Raw genomic sequence first — 20,185 nt, forward strand, 5'->3', positions numbered from 1 at the left:
TCGCGCGCGATCCACTATCAGTTCACCTGAATAACAGAAACGAATTATCAGACAACACTATGAAAGTCCCTGGTTTCAGCACGATTTGAAAAACAACTGCTCATCCATTCCTCTCGTATCGACACAGTTCACCGCAGTTTCAAACCGGCTTCGCCCTGTTATCGTTCTGGTATCAACACCTTTCGTCACGGTATCGACACAACATGTTTTCGGTTCCCCTTGACGGCTCTACGCCCCTTCATAAAGTAAGCTCTCCGTGTGAGAGATCTGCATATTGAATGCGGTAAACCATTCGAGGCTCTCATGACAGGTCCAAACCAATTTAAAACCAGAGGTTTTTCATAACCCCATATTCTATCACATACACAATTCTCCATTGAGCCCAAAATGTCTCAGCAGGACAGAACCGTTCAGCGGGGTGCACGCGTTTTATTATGAGACCTATGCAAAAAAAGATAACAACTCCAGGCAGGAATATGATTCCATTCTTGCCCCATATCCAATTATGTGTTTTTAGTTGATTCCTGCTGGGAATTAATACGGATCGGAATTAAGATAGAAGCATTCTGTCTAACAGAAAATACATCTGCTCCCCAACTCACACCGATCATTGATTCATAAAGGAAGCGCAACTGTGATTCGAAAGCCCAGAGCTCTAACACTGTTTTTAATCCCCGCCTGCCTGTCACTGCTAATGACCAACACAGCAGTGATCTCGGCCGACTCTGACACTTCCCTCAACAAGCTGTCCAAAGCCGAACAGAAGAGTGGCTGGAAACTGCTGTTTGACGGCAAGACCACTGATGGCTGGCGCAACTATAAAAAAGAGGGAGTCAGTGATGGCTGGACAATCAAAGACGGCGTCCTCTCTCGCTCCGCCAAAGGGGCCGGAGATATCATAACTGACGACCAGTTCGGCTTCTTCGAACTCTCATTGGAATACCGCATTTCTCCTGAAGGGAACAGCGGACTGATGTTCCATGTCACCGAAGAAGAAAAGACCCCCTGGATGACCGGACCGGAAGTGCAGATTCAGGATAACGTCGATGGGCACGATCCTCAGAAAGCAGGCTGGCTTTACCAGCTCTATAAGCCGGCCACTCCCAAGTGGATGATTGAAGCCGAAAAGGCAGGTAAGAAAGTGACCCCGGCAGTCGTCGATGCCACACGTCCCGCTGGAGACTGGAACCACCTGTTTCTCCGCGTGGGCCCCGATCGATCCCAGATCATCATGAATGGCGTCAAATACTTTCAGTTCGATAAAGGAAGTGCCGACTGGAACAAACGCGTTGCCGCCAGCAAATTTTCCAAGTATCCCAGTTTTGGAAAACCAACCAAAGGACACATCTGCCTGCAGGACCACAACGACCTGGTCTCTTTCCGTAATATCAAAATCCGCGAAATTCCCGCGGATGGCTCTGTACAGGATCCCAGTGATGGTGAATTGGCCCTCAAAGGCGTACCTGCATTCCCCAATCTGGAATGGGAAGGTTGGGAACCAGTTAATGAAGAGACAGGAAAAGTCGTTCCCCTGCGCCCCATGGCAATCACACACGCCAACGATGGCAGCGGACGCATCTTCGTCACCACGCAGCGCGGCATGATTCAGATCATTGATAAAAAATCACCCGAGAAAACCAAACTGTTTCTCGACCTCCGCGACAAAGTCGCTCCCTGGAAAAAAAATAACGAAGAAGGCCTGCTAGGATTGGCCTTCCATCCCGACTATAAACAGAATGGTCAGTTCTTCGTCTACTATTCCGCGGAAGGAACACCTCGCAAATCAAAGGTTTCCCGCTTTACTGTTTCGAAAGACGATCCGAACAAAGCCGATCCCAACAGCGAAACGACGATCATGGAGATTGACCAGCCCTACGGGAACCATAACGGTGGCTGCATCGTATTCGGCCCGGACGGCTATCTCTATATCGGTCTCGGCGATGGCGGTTCCGGAAACGATCCCCTGGGGAACGGACAAAACCTGGAAACGTTACTCGGTTCCATTTTACGGATTGATGTTGATAAAAAATCAGACGGCAAGAATTATGCCATTCCCGCAGACAACCCGTTTGTTGATCGTGCGAATGCGAAACCCGAAATCTATGCGTACGGCCTGCGAAATGTCTGGCGTCTGAGTTTTGATCCCAACACCAAAACACTGTACGCCGGAGATGTGGGACAGGACCTCTGGGAAGAAGTCAACATCATCAAAAAAGGAGGCAACTACGGCTGGAGTGTCCGTGAAGGGACACACAACTTTGGGAACCGCCCTGAAACCGCGAAAGAAAAACCGATCGCGCCCATCTGGGAATACGATCACGGCGTCGGTCGATCCATTACCGGCGGTATCGTCTACCGGGGTCAGCGACTGCCCGAACTCGATGGCCTGTATGTCTATGCCGACTACGTCTCCGGCAAAATCTGGGCTCTCGAATACGATGTAGAGTCAGACGAAGTCGTCAAAAACCTCCGCCTGGATGCCAGCACAGTCCCCGTCATGTCCTTCGGCACTGACGAAGACGGCGAACTGTACTACACCGTTCAGACCGTCAAAGGGGGCGAAGGCATCTTCCGCTTTGAGAAGAAGTAAATATTTAAAAACAAATCTCTTAAAGATCCAGGTCTCTTTTCTGAATGAGACCTGGATCTTTTTTTTGTTTACAGCCTGGCGTCTCCCATCGAACAAAAGTTTTTTTACCTAGAGGGCGCACCGTTATCACCTCACACTTCTTATATAGGTAGTACTACTCACGCCTTCTGTCCGCGCTGTTATTTTCCTGAAATTTTCTGGAACGGACCTTTGTTCAGCGATACCATGAAGCCTTAGTAGACAGTCGAGCACTCGTTTTGCACTGCCATTTGAACCGAGGATCTGGAACGTATCTCCTTTCTGCATCGCGTCTCTCATTCCAGTCAACTCAGTCTCCTTGGCCAGCGAGACGCTTAAGAAAACTGAAGCACTCATTTCTTTCGGAGTATGCACGATGGCGGACACAGATCAGAATCCTGAATCACTCGAACCAACTTCGCAACAAGCACTGGCAACCGGAAAAAAGAAACGATCCCCCATTGAACGAACCATTGTCTGGGGTCTGATTGCGCTCGCGTTGATTGTTGTACTCCTCGAAGCAAATGCCCGGTATGGATACTCGAGCACCTTGGAAAGCCTGCAGAGTCGTCTCAGTCAGGCTGATAAAAACAAAGGACAAGAACTAATTCTCAAAGAAGCAAAAGGTCTGGTCAAAGGTTTTCCGTATGGCGACGAGCGGCTGACGAATAAAGGAAAGCAGTTACAATATCGCTGGCCCAGTCTGTTTCGCACATTCGCGATCGAACTTTCAACCGGAGTCGATGATGTCGTTCTCTCCCTCGAAACTGATGTTAAACCTTTTGATGATGAGCAAACCGCTCCCTTAACTGCAAAGCCGTTCGTCCAGAGGCAGGTACTTCCCGAAAAAGGACTCAGCCAGGACTATGAAAACATCCCCGTCCTGGCAGACAGTCAGTTCGACTCACAAGCTTTCGGATTACAGGGAATTCTCGCAGAAGAAATTATTCGACAGGCAGTCTACATCAGTGGCAGAGATCAACTGCAGCTGGTCACGCGTGACGCCTCATTACGTGGCGAAGTTCGTTTGATTGAAAATCCGGATACGTTCCCAGTTAAGCTAAGAAGCCGGATCTCTTTTACAGGAAAAATGGATATCGAACTGGAGCGTCCCTTCAAAGAAAAACCAACCGTCTTCTGGGAATCGGAGACGATTGAATTCAGACGTGAATCCCCACTGGAATCTCTGGTTGAAAAAACGGAAGCCCTGTCCCGCACTGGTTTCGTGGATTTTATGAAGGCAGCCGGATATACAGGCAAAGCACCTGAGTGGAAAGCGCAGTCCACCATCCCGGAAAAGACGCTGCAGCGATTGAACGAATGGAACTTTATCTCTCAATACACGGTCGTTCAAGACATACATGCCGCGATCAGAGAGGACGGTGAAACCCCGGAGCGGCTCTCGGTGCTGATCCGGGCCTACGCCAATCTTGGCAGTCTGACCGAAATTTACTGGAGCCCGGCTCACAAAGTCTTCAAGGCGCGGGCACTCTTATACGCTGAGCGTTTAAAATTTCGGTCCAACGCTTCCGCCTGGGCGCTGGCCCATCGTGCTTACGCCCGCGCTTTGTCGGGGCTGCACGAAACCGCCTTAGACGATATCGAAGCCATCCGTGCGGCTGATAATAAAAGTACTGCGAAACAGCAGTCTCCACCGGAATGGACTGGCTTGATCGAGGCCTATTGTGCTTACCAGCCTGAAGTTCTGGACAAAGCCGTTGAAAATGATGAGTTAAAGCCCCTGGCACTCTACCTGCGCATGCTGCAGGCAGACCCGAAGGGCAACGAAAAACAGATGCTGGCTCAGACAGAGGAACTGTTGAAACGAGATCCCGAATGTTGCCGGGCAATGGATCGACTCAGTGAAGTCAATGCGCTGGGTATACAGAGAATGGTCACGGAACAACGTCTGGACCAACTCTGGCAGCCGTTGTATCAGAAACTGCAGGAAGCAAATCTGTCTAACACAGCCAGACCTGTCCTGCAAACCATGCTGCCGAGTCCCCTCAGATTACTCGGTGAAGAACAGGCTCGCATGAGGATCATTGATGCGCTCAAGTCTTCTCCCTCCACTGAATTTGAACCATCCGAAAATGCGCTGGGACAATTATTGCAGGAAGTCACATTCCTGCATCTCAATCACAAACTGAATGTGCGCAAGGGCAGCCTGGCAGTCAATGTGGATGATTTTCTCGAACAGCAATTACCTCTGGTTAAAGGACACCCCTACGAGTTCTATATTGCCGCTTATACTTCGGATCAGACAGAAGCCAGGGAAGCTTATAAAAAACTCCTGAATTCATATCATCCGCGCGAACTGGGAATTATCTCAAATCAACTGGTTTCGAGCAGCTATTATAAATTAAATCAGGAAGCCTATAGGAAGTTATATTCTGAAATCGATAAAAATGTCGATTACATTTACCAGGACCTGCTGCATCAAGCACGCTGGTTCAACAGCATGAGTTCTCAGAACGACAACGAGCATTACCTTACCACTGCCAGAAGAATGTTGAGAGTCAGTCCCCATATGCCTGAAACGGTCGCGATGAACCTCAGAGTCAATCAGGAATACGCAAAAGAACATGCTGGCGAACTGCAGAAGAAATATAATACTAATGCGCTCGTATTAACGGCACTGGCAAATTATTTTTATGCTGCAAAAGATGATGCAAAAACAGAAGAAATCCTGAAGCGTCGTATCGAGCTTGCTCCTGATGCCAGTTCCTATACTTTTCTGGCTAATCTCTACTATGACCGTGGTGAGACTGAGAAGTGGAAACCGACCATAGAAAAAGCCCTTACGCTCCCCTCCTTCGGTCTCGAAATACCGCGTATTCACTATCAACTGGCCAACTATCACATGCAGAAAGGAGAATGGGAAGAGGCAAAACCGCACGCAGTGAAAGCCGCGACATCCTATTCCGGCTGGGGGCTGACCTGCGCCGCGAACTGCTATGAAGGACTGGGTGACCTTGAACAGTCTGAGGCTTTGGTGAAAGCCTGCTCAAAACGATACGAAACCAGTGTCACCGACTGGTACTTCTGGTGTGTGCGTAATAAAACCGGCGATCTGGAATCTGCCAGACGTCTTGCCGAACAGCAACTGCTGGGAAATACGGAAAACAGTACGCTTTCCCAAAGAATGCAACTTGGCATTTATCAGATCATTCAGGGCTCAAAATCGCAGGCATTTGAAACGTTTTCAACAGCTTTCAGAAAATTTAACAATTCTTATTGTGGACTGCATGCCGCATTGCTCGCTGAGGACCTGGAACTGCCTGAGCAGCGCGATGACTTACTCAAACAGGTCGCCGGCCAGTTTAATATCTATTTCGGAGAAGCCGATCTGGCAAACGCTTTCCAGCGAATCCTGCAGAATCCGGATTCGGTCAGTTGGAATCCCGTGCTGTTCCAGTCTGAAGTCGCACAGTTGACTGACGGTAATCCGACAAACTTCTATTACTTCGTCGGGAAATTCCTGGAACAGAGAAACAAGTCAGGATTGTCTGAATATTATCTGCGCCTGGCTGCGACATCTCCCAAGACGGTGAAATACAACTGCGCACTAGCATCACATCATCTCTATTCACAAAATAAAAAAACAGGCCCCCGTACCAAAACAGAATACGATGACTCATTCAGCCCGGCAATTCAGTTGGTCCTTGAGGCACTCAAGCAGAAGAAGCGAGAGAAACTGGATGAAGCGATCAAGACTCTTGACGAAGCGTTAAAGTTAAAACCGGACCTTGTGATTGCCCTGGTAAACCGTGGCCTGCTCCACGAATCACAGCAGAATTATTCGGCCGCTATCGCCGATTATAAAAAAGCGATCGAAATTGAACCCGATTTCTGGCTGCCTTATAACAATCTGGCCTATTTACTGGCTGGCTGCGAACAGGCAGAAATTCGTGATGGAGCTCAGGCGCTCAAATATGCACAACAGTCATTCGACCTGCTTCCGACAAAGTACTGGGTTAATTATGCGGCGTTAGCAGTCGCCTTTGCTGAATCAGGACAATTTAAAGAAGCTGCGGACATGCAGCGTCAGGCATCAGAGCTCGCCCCGGAATCACAAAAAGTCGAAGCTAACCGCAGATGGAGCCTGTTCAACAAGGGAGAACCCTATCGACGAGCACCAGAGAATGATTAGTTAACGCTCTGATAGACAAGTTTTATACCTGACTTTCATCGTAGTCCTCTTCTGGTGGATCATTCCGGAGATCCAGGGGTCCACCGTACCAGATATTGATACCCCCAATCCCGGCCGCCGTAAACAACAGCAGCAGATAACCCAGGTATTACGCCGGGAAACCGTCAATCAGCCAACCTTGACTGTGTCCAGTTTTCCTGTAGCGTCTCCAAGACCATTTGGACCGTGTATATTAGATCGGGAGACGCTATGGTTAAATGTGACTCGCTCTGGTAAGCCGGCGACAACAAACGAGACAGAAACAACAAACGTAAAGAACAGCGCCAACCTTCGATACCGGATGCGTTTGCGCCTGTTTTTCTCAGGCTCGGTTTCCCGTTCAATCGCTTCCTCAACCGCCATCGTGACTTCTGATTTCTACTGATACCAGAGCAGCGCCAGCACAATCGGCTAAACCACGATACAGAACAACAATCCCAGTCCCGTATCCTCAGGCCCCTCCCCGGCAATCAGCGTATAAGAAAACAGAACGATTCCACCACCAAACAGCAGATGCGTCTGGACTACAGGCAGGGAACGCAGAAACCGACCAAACGACTGAGGGGAACTCTCGTTCATGTTTGGGGCTCCCGCTAATTGTCACCACGCTACTCGATGTCTTCTATCTCCACATCGGAAATGACGGTTCCCTCAGGCAGATCTTTTACCTGCTCATGAATCTGTCCCTGAATGCTGATGTAGACTCTGACATCCGACGTCTCATAATTTTCCAGCTCGTCATTGCCTCCCAGTACGAGTGGCAGCTGATGGCTGTAAACCTGGTTGGCTTCCAATTCAATTCCCGCTTCCCGGAGTTCCACTATCCGCGAAGGGAAGAAATGGTCTGTCACAAATTCCATATCTGAGAGCAGATCTTCAAATACAGATCCGTCCTCGGCAACAACTCTGATATGTCCTTCGATCACATCGACAAAATAGACAACCCCCGTTTCGCCCTGCGCAAATAGATCACCCAGCGCGGTCAGCAGCACGGGCCGCATCGGTTCCGGCATCGCCCAGTTCCAGTCGGAAAGTAGTTCATCCAGGTCAACCCCTTCAGGGTTGATTGTCAGATCGTTCAATGTGATTTCCATTGTCATCCTCCCATCAGAGGTTATCGTAATTAATAAATCTCTTAAAGCAGAGAATTGAATAGTGCGGTCACGTTAACACGTCTATTTTCAGAGTGCAAATGACTTTTTGGGATTCTTTCTGCAGAATCCAGTCATTTATTGATTTTAGAAATCACTACAAAGAATGCCCTGTCAGGAAGGATCACGCAGGCGTTTCAAAGGCACTTTCAAAAAATGAACCCCCTCCCGGTTCATGAACACCGTGCCCACATGCTGGTCATCTACCTGAATCGTTCGCGCAGAATAATAGCGGGCTGCGACAGGCGTGTCAGGCAGCAGAACGACAGTCCGACGTGCATCCCATGTTTGCCCATCATCGATCGACAGATTGAAACTCAGTCCCTGATTCTTCTGTCCCCTGCCCCACGTCACCAGCACGCGACCATCAGAGAGTGTCGTCAGATACCGACCTTCCGCATTGTCCCGTTGATCGGGAATCGCCGGAAATCTTTTGACGGGTGTCCAGTGCTGTCCTTCATCATTCGAACGCAAAAGCACAGGCCCCATCGCCAGAAAGGAACCATTGGCGGTCCGCACAATCTGCTGAAACTCATATTGAACTCCGTCTGACCCCTCCAATGGATATTCTTCAAGAATACCGGTCTCTGGATCATACAATCGAGGCACTCCCACACGCAGCGGTAACAGCCAGCGCCCTCTGTTCCAGGGCAACACATTATGCCGCACCGCTCCCAGATGCCTGCCGTCAACCGGTCCGATCAGTCGCTGCTCACTCCAACTGCGCCCCTGATCCTCACTGAGGGTATACAGCAGGGCCCGCTCGTAATAACCGTCTTTCACTTTATCATCGGCAATATAGTTCCAGGTGACCAGAATGCGACCATCGGGTAAGCAATCAGCGGTTCCAGGATAGACTTCATACTTTTTCACTTCGCGAATGTTTGCCGGTCGCTTTGCCGATGTTTCAATCGCCTGGGGCGTGGACCAGGTTGCGCCCTGATCGTCCGATCGCGAACACATCAGCACATTCGCCCCTTTATAAACGACAATCAACGTTCCATCCTGGGACCTACAGATCGACGGATGAATGTGCCCCTGGATACGCTGTGCCAGAATCGAAACCGGTTTGTCCGCTGCAGCAATCCCCTGCTGAAAAAAGAGACACGTCATCAACAGTATCAAGCGAAGTGAAACCATATCTGCAGCCTTTTCTGAGTTCAATCTGTCCTGTTTTTGGTCGCAGCTTCCCGCAACAGTTTCACTGCTGCTTCCACCAGCATTTCCCCACTGCCTGGCTGCACATTCGAGTTCGTCACTTCATAACTGCCTCCCGCATAGGCGGCCCGGTGGGGAATGTAAATCGTTTCGACCGTATTGGACAATTCTACAATCATTGTGGTCTTAAAAGGGGAAGCCTGTTTGATTGCCAGTCCCAGTTCGACAAACACTTCGCCGGGCAGACAGACGATGGCCACCTCATCTCCCATTGTCATCACCGTCACATCCACGGGCAACGACTCACCCGCGCCGGCCAATGAACGACTCAGTCCCCAGGTGATATGCTCAATTGTTTTGGCATGCGGTTGTTTGTGCCGAATCTGATCGAGGATCATTTTTTTATAAGCGGTCACATGATCAAAGAAATCGACCTTTCCTCCTTTGTGTGCTATTTCCAGGATTTTGATGGATCGTGCGACCTCCTCCGGTGACGCATCCTGCAGAGGCAGATTCACAACCTGAGAGCCGACTGTTAAAGTGGTATTTTTTAGTGGAGTTAATTTCTCAAGTTGCTCCGTGACCGAAGTTCCCAGTGACTTTCCAATAAAATCGACTTTATTTCGGACAGGTGATGCTGGATTGGAATGATTGATATCGCCACAACAACCGGTGCCGAAGATCGAAATTACATCCGGTCCGAGCGTTTCACGCAAACTCTGTTCGATAAAATAAGGATAGTCGGCACTCCACTTCATTCCGCCCACCGTATCAAGGTGCAAAGCAAAATTACTGATCACCCCCTGTTTTTTCCCACTCTCCCGATCGGTAATTGCCAGTAGACCGATTTCAGTATCGATGGGTCCTGCAGCACGAATCACTTCCGGGTTCTTCAATGACTGCCAGGTTTTCACACTCCCGTCACGCATCACAAAGCGACGGTTGAATGAGACCGGCGTCTGTTGTATCGCACTCCCGGTTGTCAGAGCTGCCGGTTTTACATTCTCATTCGCCTGCTCGATAGCCGTTACCGGCCCGTTGATCAGTTTTTCTATGTATTCTTTGCGAAGTTTCTCCTGCGACTCCTTTCCCAGGTACAGATACAGCTCCTTCATATAGTCAGGTGCGGTATGGGAATGTGTAGCAGCAATCACGATATTCTCAGCGGGAATCCCCGTTTTCTCAGACGCAATCCTGCGCACTTCTTTTGATAGATCCGTGGCGATACCAATCAAATCGCAGACCACAAGCACCGCTGCAGTATCTCCTTCGCGAAACACCACCGCTTTGGCTTTCAGTGGATCGATGGTTCCCTCAGCCAGTCGCTCGTGATAATAACCGGCCATCGGAAAACCAACCGGTGGCGTGATATCGATCTCCGCGACTCCCACCTGTATTCCAGTCTTGAAATCCGCAGCGCTGACGACGAAGCCAGACAACAGAATACTAAACAAAACTAAGATTCGAACAATAGACAACATGGAACAGGTGCCCTTAGTAATATGTGCCAAGTGATGGTTTATAGAAAAGGAAAGTGTCAACGCTAGTCATCACGCAGCGTTTTGAACTGCTGGTAACTCTTCCAGGCAATTCGCTGCAGATCGGCTCGATCTTTGGCAGAGAACATTGTGGTTATCGGGTTCCCATCCCGGTCCTTCGTCCGGTCTTTATTATCGAAATAACGGATGTCGGTAATTGAATCCACGGGTAAGCCTTCCGGACTGCGATCAAACAAAGCTGCATACAGACAGCAGGCCGTCAGATACGCCATCGTCTGATTGAGATGAGCATCGTTGATGAACCGCAGCGTCAAATCTGGACGTTCCGTCTGACAATGGAAGCCTGCCAGCGACATCGGAGCCGCACTCGCATCGACTTGTTTTGCCAGTGCCGCAATCGCTTTTGCTTTCTGCATGACAGCCGCAGCAGCAACAGGGGGATTTTTTAAAGCCTTCGCGTTCTGAGTATTTGGCGTCGTTTCATACAGAATCACACGGGCCCCCTGCTTTTTCGCCAGTTCTGCAAATCGGGGAGCATACTGAGCATATAGCGAGTCAGCTCCTTTCAGGTCATCACGGTATGATTGCAGAACGACGACATCCCACTTGGGATGTTCTGCATCCAGTTCCTTGAGTAACTTCTGATGTCGTTTCAACGCGGCTGCCGCGTAACGATTCCGGGGATCTTTCGCATCCTTCTGCAGACCGGTAATCGTCTGCTTCTCTTCCTCGGACGTCAGTTCATCCAGCTTGACATAATTTTGAGAACCCAGATTCCAGTGATCCACCAGGCGTCGCCCGCCATAAATCACCGTGGTAGGCTTGAAAGTCAGCTTCGGATGGCCTGCTTCTGCCATTTTTTTGACGACCTGCGCCAGATTGTGTCGTGCCGTGTAACTGTTTCCGATAAAGAGCACATTCAGCGTCTCTTTTTGATCCGACTCCGCAGCATCAGCATCTGACTTCATGTAAACAGAAATGAAACAGAGACACAGAATTGAGGTAAGCATTCGCAATTTGATTTTCATGTTTCGATCTCGTTACAGGCGTGGCAGAATCTAGAGGAAAATGACCTTCTTATTATGAGCAGACATCAGTTCCGAGTCAAAGGACTTAGTATTGAACACTCCTATGCTTACCTTTTCGCTTCCGGACGCCACGTCGGATCGCCAGCGTCGGCTGGCAGATTCCGGTTCCATTCAACAACGGCCTGCTTCAGACGCGCAACAATTTCCGGGTAATCGTCTGCCCGATTCTGCGTTTCGGATACATCTGCTTCCAGATCATACAGTTGAACGCCGTTTCCATCGTAGTTCACATACAACTTCCATTTCCCGTCGCGCACCGCCAGATCGGGATTCGGTTCCTGTTTCGTCCCCGGTCGATCTGGAGGACGACGCCAGAAAATGGGAGCGTTACGCCCCGTTTCACTTTTACCCAGTAACGTTTCCGACAGGTCTTCACCGTCCAGCGTGATACCGGATGGCAATTCCGTTCCCGTCAACGTATAAAGGGAACGGTTCACATCGAGCGCACAGAGAACAGATTTCGTATTCGTAGTGCCGACTGCGTCAGAAGCCACCAGCCCGGGTCCCCACACAATCAACGGCGAACGGACTCCCCCTTCATACAGCCAGGTCTTTGCACCCCGTAACGGTTCGGCCAGGCCTGCGCCTTCTTCCGGTCCATTATCCGATGCGATCAGAATCAGCGTATTGTTCTTCAGACGCTTATCGTTATGCACCCGGTCAAACAGCAGTCCCAACTGCTGGTCCATGGCATCCAGCACAGCATAATACAAGGCCCGTTTACTCTCATCAGTGGCGTCGCGCAGAATTTCGGGAGGAAAGAAGGGAGAGTGCACATCGTCGGGCCAGAGATTCAGGAAGAAAGGTTGACCGGTTGCCTCGGCATGATCAATAAAAGTCAACGCCTCTTTCACAAAAGCAGCTGTCACCACAGAACGGTCTTCCCAGTAAATCGGTCCTTGACCAAGATCGGCAGAACCCAGGTCATGTTTCTTCGGCGGCTTACCATCATAGGCATCTTTTAAAGGGAGTACTCGCGGCCCGAGTCCTTCAAAATTCGTCAGGCTGCGATCAAAACCGTATTTCGTAATCAACGGCGCATTCCCGACGTCTCTCTGCCCTCCCATATGCCATTTGCCGAAGTGCCCCGTCGCATAGCCAGCCTGATTCAGTTCGCGTGCCAGTACAGGAGCGGCTGGATCCAGCCACTGTGCCAGACCGCGTTCCCGATTGACTTTGCGACGCGCCAGGTAAGAAGTGATCTTCCACCGTTGTGGATACTGTCCCGTCGTCAGAGCGACCCGCGACGGCGAACAAATGGGAGAGTTCACATAGAAATTAGTAAAACGCAGACCTTCACTCGCCAGACGATCAATATTTTTCGTTTGAGTCACCTTCCCTCCATAACAGGAGAGATCACTCCAGCCCATGTCATCAATGAACACGGTAATAATATTGGGTTTTGACGATTCAGCATGAACGAGCGTCGTCAACAGTTGCAGAAACAGAAGCACTCGTAAAAGATTTCGCATGAAATTTACCCTGGTGTCGATAACCCGTGTAGTTAAGGCAAAAAAGAACTCTACGCTTTTTTCCTAATCGTTTTTCACAGTATGAGTCAACGCGTTTATTTTAACAGCTCACCAGCGAACTTTACATCAGCTGATCCGAATCATACTCCCCTTTTTTAACCTCAATTACTAAATCAATGAAGATCATCTATTGGAGAAAACAGTTTTCAACTCGAGTGTAGTTTCCACCTCTGTAGACTGGTAGAATATGTCCCCAGCAGATCGTTATTCTCAGTTGACCACCATGCAGCGCTCACTATTCAGAGGGATAATATGAAACAATTCCTGGTTGTTCTATTCTGTATGATTGCAATCAGTTCTGCTGAAACCGTAGCAGCTGACAGAGCCCCCAATGTCGTCCTGTTCCTCGTCGATGACATGGGATGGATGGACAGTGAACCGTATGGTTCCCGCTATTACGAAACGCCCAACATGTCGAAACTCGCTAAGCAGTCGATGCGTTTCACCAACGCTTATGCGACGCCGCTCTGTTCCCCCACGCGGGCGTCGATACTGACAGGTCAGTACCCATCCCGACATGGTATCACCAGCGCCACAGGACATCGCCCCCCGCAAGCTGAAAATTTCGAGTTCCTGCCGACAGCCGCGCCCCCGAACCAGAAATTACGTATGCCTGTCAGTAAAAACTATCTCGAACCGAATCAATACACGCTTGCCGAAGCGTTACGCGACGCCGGCTATCGCACGGGCCACTTCGGAAAATGGCACCTGGGTCTGACAACACCGCATCGTCCCGACAAACAGGGATTCGAAACCGTCTGGCATTGCGCACCCGATCCTGGTCCGCCGAGCTACTTTTCTCCGTATGGCGTTACTCCCACTGGCAAACCGACGGCTCAACACCGGGTAGGAAACATCACTGACGGACCAGACGGCGAACACATTACCGATCGCCTGACGAGTGAAGCCATCCAGTTTATGGAAGCACATCGCAGTGAACCCTTCTTTCTGAATCTCTGGCACTATTCGGTACATGGCCCCTGGCAACATAAAGCAGAATACACAGCCGAATTTGCAAAGAAACAGGACCCGCGTAAGGAGCAGCGTAATCCCGTGATGGCCTCCATGCTGCGTAACGTCGATGAAAGCCTGGGACGCATCTTGCAGAAACTGGATGAACTGAAACTGGCTGACAACACCCTCTTCATTTTTTATTCCGACAACGGCGGCAATGCCCACAGTTGGAGCAGCGATGATCCGAAACTAAAGAAGATCACCGACAAACATCCTCTATATAAAACCATTAATAGCTATCGCAAATGGGCGGGCGGCGAACCACCAACGAACAATGCACCGTTGCGGGAAGGCAAAGGGCGAATCTATGAAGGAGGCCAGCGCGTGCCCCTCATGGTCCGCTGGCCCGGCCATATCCAGCCAGGTACCACTTCTGATGCGATTGTGGGTCCCATTGATCTCTATCCGACCATCCTTGACTCATTGAAGCTGAGTCAGCCGGCAAACCAGATTATTGACGGGAAATCGTTTTTACCAGTTCTGGAACAGACGGGTGAACTCGAACGAACCGCTTACTTCACCTGGTTTCCGCATCTGATCCCCGCTGTCTCTGTGCGACAGGGAGACTGGAAGCTGATCCGTCGCTTCGAACCACATCGTCTCTACCCTGAGATACGAGAACTTTATAATCTGAAAGCGGATATCTCTGAATCAGACAATCTGGCCCGTCAACGGCCAGACAAAGTTCGTGAACTCGATGCGTTGATCGACGAATTCGTTAAGGAGACCGGCGCGCTCTATCCACAACCCAACCCTGCTTATAAACCGCGTCCCGGCAATATTGACAACAAGGGGAGAGATCCAGAGCGGGGTCTGGTTCCTAAATTCTCGAAAATCACACTGATAGATGGTGCACTGAGAATGGAAGCCGATGGTCGCAAGCCATTCCTTGGTACGGCACAGGTGAAACAGACAGGTCCGCTCACACTGACGATGCGTTTGCGCAGTTCGAAAGGGGGGGCAGGAAACATCACCTGGAAGACAGCTGAACAGACCGAATTCCCCAGGCAGGGACAGACGGTAAAATTCGATCTCGCTGCGAGTAAAGACTGGCAGGAGGTCAAGCTCCATTTGCCCGTCACCGGGAAGACTGGCATTGTGCGACTCTACTTACCTGTCAAATCAGGACCGCTCGATATTCAATCCATTCAATTCCAGACAGCGAAAACAAAGAAAAACATTAGTGCCTGGGACTTCAGCAGAGTCAAGCCTTGATTCAATCACGACTCATCTCATCTCTACGACTGTTCTCATTCTGCCTGATGCTTGAATTACAAAACGCTTCTGTCTCCGCTGTAGAAACCATACTGGAGGAAACGTTCCAGACGCCACTCACCAAAGACTGGTTTGGGGGACTGGGAACCTGGACTGTAAAACATCCCGCCATCCACGAAACGAAACAGAACTTTGGTTTCGGAGGAAATTCCGGAGGCGCTGCCGAAGAAAAAGCAGGCGCGATCGAGTTCAGAAAACTGAAAATCCAGGCTGAAAAATAAATTCCAGTCCTGTATTTGTACGGCGACTACTTCTCCAAAGTACCATACAGGCAGATACTATTTTTGTCTGATGTGAACCCGAGACTTCATCAATTCTTCTGGCATTCTCGTCTAATTCTGCTACAATAAATAAAGTATCTTTTTGAATTACCAGATAACGATTTACAGAGGGTACTTTTTCCTGCCTTAACTCTCGCCGGATGCGTGTGTGAAACACTCACGACATCTAATGTTTTACAATCCTGATTCCACCAGCGTTCATTCATTTTGCGATCGCGCAGAACTTAATTGGTCATACCATGAACGGATTTCAGAAACTATTTTCGATCTGCCTGCTGTTGACTGGCATTCTGATCCCCAGTCCCGTCTGCGCCAACCCGGCGAATCGCCAGGCCTTTGTCCGCTACTTCGGGGAGTACCTGCCTGCGAATCTGAATTCCTGCAGCGTCTGTCACGTGGGAGCGCATGCGGAAGGCGCCGAATCACTCGAAGATTTCCCTCACAACCCTTTCGGAAACCAGCTGCGACTGGAAGCCGACAAACTACTCAAAGCGGAGCGTGATCCTGAAATTGATTTGCGGCTCAAACTGCTGTCCGAAGCAGACGCCGACAACGACGGGTTTTCCAATCTGCAGGAAATTCTGTTTGGCACTGCTCCCGGCGACAAAACTAAATTCCCGGATGCCAAGGCAGCCGAAAAGCTGAAGCGGTTGACTGCTGATTTTACCGAATATAAAAGCCGTTATGCCTGGAAGCCATTCAAGCCAGTGAATCGCCCCGAAGTCCCGCTGATCAAAGACGCGGACTGGGCCCGCAATCCCATTGATCAATTCATCGCCGCTGGTCATGAACAGGAAGGACTGCAACGCGCGAAAGAAGCCAGTCCGGAAATCCTGTTACGACGCGTCTATCTCGACCTCATCGGACTCAATCCGACTCCTGCTGAGATTCAGGATTTCCTCAAGGAACAGAAAACCAATCCACAGGCTTACGAAGACGTTGTCACACGCCTGCTGAACCACCCTGCTTATGGCGAGCGCTGGGGGCGTCACTGGATGGATGTCTGGCGGTACAGTGACTGGGCAGGATACAAACAAGCTCTCAGAGAGAGCCAGCGTCATATCTGGCACTGGCGAGACTGGATCATCGAATCGCTCAATGCCGACAAAGGCTACGATCAGATGCTGGTTGAAATGCTGGCTGCCGATGAACTCAAACCAGACGACTGGGATACCCTCCGCGCCACCGGTTACCTGGCACGTAATTATCACTCGAAACGCGATCAATGGATGGACGATGTCGTCAAACATACTTCGCAGGCATTCCTGGGAATCACCGTCGGATGTGCGAAATGTCACGATCACATGTATGACGAGATTGAACAGCGTGAATACTATGAAATGCGGGCCATTTTTGAGACGTACCATGTGCGCACCGACCGTGTCGAAGGTGTGCTGGACACAGCCAAGAACGGCATCCCCCGTGCTTACGACAAATCATTAACCGCCAAAACCTGGTTATTTGAGAAAGGGGATGAACGCCGCCCCGTCAAAGAGGAAGCCATTCCTCCCGGGGTTCCTACCTTCCTGGGCGGAGAATTTAAAGTCAGCCCCGTTTCGCTTCCGATGGTTGCCAGTCAACCCGCACGACGTGAAACGGTCAAAAGGGACCTGCTGTCACACGCCAGAAAAATGATGGAACAAGCCAAAGCGAAAGAACAGCGTGTGGCTGCGGAAAGCGAACTGGCAGTGTTGGAAGCTCAGTTTGCCATTGAGGAAATGGTAGCGAAAGGCGACAAGAAATCCGATACATGGAAAGAGGCCGCTCTAAATCTGGTCAAACTGCAGAGACAGTCAGCCCTCGAAAATGCCCGATGGAATCTGATCTCCGCAACACAGGAACAGCAAGCGGCCCAACAGGCATTGGAAAACGCGGAAGCCAAAAAGAAAAAGTCCGTCATTACCAAAGCAAAACTACGGTTGAAAAAAGCAGAGCAACAGCACAAAACCGCAGAGACGGCTCTTAAAAAAGCGGAAACAGATTCCAAGGCCAAGCTGACCACCAAATACACACCGCGCAAGCAGCCCGTCTATCCCAGGTCCAGTTCAGGCCGTCGGCTCGCATTCGCCCGCTGGCTGACAGACGGCAAAAACCCATTGACAGCACGTGTCGCCATGAACCATATCTGGCTGCGTCACTTCGGCCAGCCGATTGTTCCCACCGTCAACGAGTTCGGCGGGAACGGACGTGGACCGACCCACCCTGCTCTGCTCGACTGGCTGGCAGCAGAACTGGTTAAGCAGGATTGGAGTATGAAAGAAATGCACCGCTTGATTGTCACCAGTTCCACTTATCGGATGGCGGGTACAGGATCTGAGGAAAACCACAAAATTGATCCTGACAATAAATACTACTGGAAAAAATCTGCCATGCGGATGGAAGGGGAAATCGTCCGCGACAATCTGATATATATTCCCGGTCGTCTGGACCCACAGCTTGGCGGCCCTGATATCGATAATACCCAGGCCCAGGATTCCGTTCGCAAAAGTATCTATCTCAGACACGCCCATGAAAAGCTGGTGGAATTCGTACAGATTTTTGATGGTCCCAGTGTCACTGAATGCTATATGCGCGACATGAGCGTTCAGCCTCATCAGGCACTCGCCATGGCGAATAGCAGACTGACTTTTCAGGCGACTGAAGCGTTGACACAAAAATTGCTCAAACAGACATCAGGCAAACTTGATGACTTTATCCAACAGGCGTTCCTCAGCATTTTATCCCGCCATCCCGATGTCGCAGAACAGAAAATGTGCCGTGAATTCCTGACTCATGCTTCTGAATCCAGCGACATCAAACCATCAACAGACCAGTTTCAGCAACTGGTTACCGTCCTGTTCAACCATAATGATTTCGTTACGATCCGCTGAGGATCGACGTTGACTGATAACAGAAAGACATTGATATGTCACACATGCCTCACACAAATCGCCGTCGCTTTCTAACCGACACCGGAATGGGTATGACCGGAATGGCCATGACCTCACTCCTGTTTCAACAAGGCGAACTGCAGGCTTCTGCTCCCGGAGAAGGTCGCCACCTGGCTCCCCGCGCCAAATCAGTCATCTGGATTTTTCTGATTGGCGGACTCAGCCATCTGGAAAGCTTCGATCCCAAGCCGGCGCTCAACAAGTATTCTGGAAAATCAATCGAAGAAACTCCGTTTGCGGAAACGGTTCTCAATAAAGACAAAATCAATAAAGTACTGCTTGATCCTTCCAAACAGAAACGAAAGATCTATAAATCGCTGATGCCGCTGCAGACCGGCTTTAAAAAGTACGGCGAAAGTGGACTCGAAATCAGCGACTGGTTCCCGCACATGGGTTCCTGTGCCGACGACCTGACTCTGGTTCGCTCCATGTGGACCATCGATAACAACCACGGTGCGCAGCTCACTTATCACACCGGTCGTAAGATTACGGAAGGCGCTTTCCCAACCGTCGGATCCTGGGTCAGTTATGGACTGGGTACAGCCAATCAGAACCTGCCACATTATGTCGTATTGGGAAATCCCAGTGCTGACTGCTGTGGAGCCGCCTGGACACACGGTTCTTCTTATCTTGGACCAGAACATGCCGGCGTTCGTCTGAAAGTCGATCCCAAAGCACCACTCTCTTTTGTACGTTCTGCAGATAAATCATTGACGCCCACTGAACAACAGGAAATGTTCGGCCTCCTCGGAAAACTCAATCGCCAGACAGGCATTCATTATCCTGATGACAAAAACCTGCAGGCACGAATCAAATCTTACGAACTGGCGTTCCAGATGCAGTCCGCCGTCCCTGATGTCATGAATTTTCAGGAAGAAACCCAATACGTGCAGGACCTGTATGGTCTCGGCGACTCTTCCACAAAAGCTTTCGGTGAAAAGTGTCTGGCAGCACGACGTCTGAGCGAACAGGGAGTCCGTTTCATCCAGCTGTTCCACGGCTATCGTGGAAACGCCGGTGCCTGGGATTCCCATCGTGATATTAAACGCCTGCATTCAAAGCTTGCTAAAGAAGTGGATCAGCCGATTGCCGGTCTCATCAAAGACCTGAAACTGCGTGGTCTGCTGGATGAAACGATGGTCGTCATTGGTTCCGAATTCGGACGTACTCCGGGTGCCGAATACCGCGAAAGCAATAAGACCGTTGCCGGTTCTGGCCGCGATCACCACCCGCATGGATTCAGTATCGCGATGGCAGGAGGTGGCATCAAAGGTGGTCATGTTCACGGCGCTACGGACGAACTTGGTTTCCATGCAGTCGAAAATCGGCATTACGTGACCGACCTGCATGCGACGGTACTGCATCAGATGGGACTCGACACGACCCGCCTGAATTATCCGGGTCGACAACGGCTCGAACGGGATTACGGCGAAGTCATCCACGATATTATCGGCTGA

General features: G+C 50.3%; 13 protein-coding genes. 6 read left to right on the forward strand and 7 right to left on the reverse strand.

Annotated elements, in window-relative coordinates; translation table 11 throughout:
• The first annotated feature begins 634 nt into the window (after positions 1-634).
• Together GmarT_RS15670 and GmarT_RS15675 are read left to right on the forward strand one after the other, a co-directional pair.
• Positions 635-2,590, forward strand: coding sequence for a PQQ-dependent sugar dehydrogenase (locus GmarT_RS15670; protein WP_230682486.1), 1,956 nt, complete (start codon positions 635-637; stop codon positions 2,588-2,590).
• Between the two features lie 394 nt (positions 2,591-2,984).
• Positions 2,985-6,761: a tetratricopeptide repeat protein gene (locus tag GmarT_RS15675; protein ID WP_002643537.1), complete on the forward strand. Its 3,777-nt coding sequence runs from the start codon at positions 2,985-2,987 to the stop codon at positions 6,759-6,761.
• 168 nt (positions 6,762-6,929) lie between these two features.
• Here GmarT_RS15675 and GmarT_RS15680 read toward each other — a convergent pair whose 3' ends face one another.
• From GmarT_RS15680 to GmarT_RS15705, 7 genes are all read right to left on the reverse strand, one after another.
• Positions 6,930-7,163: a hypothetical protein gene (locus GmarT_RS15680; protein ID WP_002643536.1), complete on the reverse strand. Its 234-nt coding sequence runs from the start codon at positions 7,161-7,163 to the stop codon at positions 6,930-6,932.
• A gap of 48 nt (positions 7,164-7,211) precedes the next feature.
• Positions 7,212-7,379: a hypothetical protein gene (locus tag GmarT_RS29550; RefSeq protein WP_002643535.1), complete on the reverse strand. Its 168-nt coding sequence runs from the start codon at positions 7,377-7,379 to the stop codon at positions 7,212-7,214.
• 29 nt (positions 7,380-7,408) lie between these two features.
• Positions 7,409-7,894: a T6SS immunity protein Tdi1 domain-containing protein gene (locus GmarT_RS15685; protein ID WP_002643534.1), complete on the reverse strand. Its 486-nt coding sequence runs from the start codon at positions 7,892-7,894 to the stop codon at positions 7,409-7,411.
• A 171-nt stretch (positions 7,895-8,065) separates the two neighbouring features.
• Positions 8,066-9,091 carry a sialidase family protein gene (locus GmarT_RS15690; protein WP_002643533.1) on the reverse strand — a complete coding sequence of 342 codons (1,026 nt, stop codon included), beginning with the start codon at positions 9,089-9,091 and terminating at the stop codon, positions 8,066-8,068.
• A gap of 20 nt (positions 9,092-9,111) precedes the next feature.
• Positions 9,112-10,590, reverse strand: a complete 1,479-nt coding sequence (locus GmarT_RS15695) for a neutral/alkaline non-lysosomal ceramidase N-terminal domain-containing protein (protein WP_044235892.1) — start codon at positions 10,588-10,590, stop codon at positions 9,112-9,114.
• Between the two features lie 62 nt (positions 10,591-10,652).
• A complete protein-coding gene (locus GmarT_RS15700) occupies positions 10,653-11,636 on the reverse strand; it encodes a homocysteine S-methyltransferase family protein (protein WP_002643531.1) in 984 nt (327 codons plus the stop codon).
• Positions 11,637-11,743: 107 nt separating this feature from the next.
• A complete protein-coding gene (locus GmarT_RS15705; RefSeq protein WP_002643530.1) occupies positions 11,744-13,168 on the reverse strand; it encodes a sulfatase-like hydrolase/transferase in 1,425 nt (474 codons plus the stop codon).
• Between the two features lie 312 nt (positions 13,169-13,480).
• Here GmarT_RS15705 and GmarT_RS15710 point away from each other — a divergent pair, with 312 nt between their 5' ends.
• The 4 genes from GmarT_RS15710 to GmarT_RS15725 all read left to right on the forward strand — a co-directional run bounded on the left by GmarT_RS15710 (position 13,481) and on the right by GmarT_RS15725 (position 20,185).
• On the forward strand, positions 13,481-15,457 hold the full coding sequence (locus GmarT_RS15710; RefSeq protein ID WP_002643529.1) for a sulfatase: 1,977 nt from the start codon (positions 13,481-13,483) through the stop codon (positions 15,455-15,457).
• Positions 15,454-15,738, forward strand: coding sequence for a hypothetical protein (locus tag GmarT_RS15715; protein WP_002643528.1), 285 nt, complete (start codon positions 15,454-15,456; stop codon positions 15,736-15,738). The genes GmarT_RS15710 and GmarT_RS15715 overlap by 4 nt, the downstream gene beginning before the upstream one ends.
• Positions 15,739-16,037: 299 nt before the next feature.
• Positions 16,038-18,668: a DUF1549 and DUF1553 domain-containing protein gene (locus GmarT_RS15720; protein WP_002643527.1), complete on the forward strand. Its 2,631-nt coding sequence runs from the start codon at positions 16,038-16,040 to the stop codon at positions 18,666-18,668.
• Between the two features lie 35 nt (positions 18,669-18,703).
• The gene (locus GmarT_RS15725; RefSeq protein WP_002643526.1) at positions 18,704-20,185 is read left to right on the forward strand and encodes a DUF1501 domain-containing protein; all 1,482 of its coding nucleotides are present in this window, start codon (positions 18,704-18,706) and stop codon (positions 20,183-20,185) included.

It is taken from the genome of Gimesia maris, from assembly GCF_008298035.1.
GTDB lineage: Bacteria > Planctomycetota > Planctomycetia > Planctomycetales > Planctomycetaceae > Gimesia > Gimesia maris.

Excerpts from the sequence above, each read along its gene's own strand:
- GmarT_RS15680 (WP_002643536.1), bottom strand. The coding sequence starts at position 7,163 with ATGGCGGTTGAGGAAGCGATTGAACGGGAAACCGAGCCTGAGAAAAAC.
- GmarT_RS15690 (WP_002643533.1), bottom strand. The coding sequence starts at position 9,091 with ATGGTTTCACTTCGCTTGATACTGTTGATGACGTGTCTCTTTTTTCAG.
- GmarT_RS15710 (WP_002643529.1), top strand. The coding sequence starts at position 13,481 with ATGAAACAATTCCTGGTTGTTCTATTCTGTATGATTGCAATCAGTTCT.
- GmarT_RS29550 (WP_002643535.1), bottom strand. The coding sequence starts at position 7,379 with ATGAACGAGAGTTCCCCTCAGTCGTTTGGTCGGTTTCTGCGTTCCCTG.
- GmarT_RS15725 (WP_002643526.1), top strand. The coding sequence starts at position 18,704 with ATGTCACACATGCCTCACACAAATCGCCGTCGCTTTCTAACCGACACC.
- GmarT_RS15675 (WP_002643537.1), top strand. The coding sequence starts at position 2,985 with ATGGCGGACACAGATCAGAATCCTGAATCACTCGAACCAACTTCGCAA.
- GmarT_RS15720 (WP_002643527.1), top strand. The coding sequence starts at position 16,038 with ATGAACGGATTTCAGAAACTATTTTCGATCTGCCTGCTGTTGACTGGC.
- GmarT_RS15700 (WP_002643531.1), bottom strand. The coding sequence starts at position 11,636 with ATGAAAATCAAATTGCGAATGCTTACCTCAATTCTGTGTCTCTGTTTC.
- GmarT_RS15685 (WP_002643534.1), bottom strand. The coding sequence starts at position 7,894 with ATGGAAATCACATTGAACGATCTGACAATCAACCCTGAAGGGGTTGAC.
- GmarT_RS15695 (WP_044235892.1), bottom strand. The coding sequence starts at position 10,590 with ATGTTGTCTATTGTTCGAATCTTAGTTTTGTTTAGTATTCTGTTGTCT.
- GmarT_RS15705 (WP_002643530.1), bottom strand. The coding sequence starts at position 13,168 with ATGCGAAATCTTTTACGAGTGCTTCTGTTTCTGCAACTGTTGACGACG.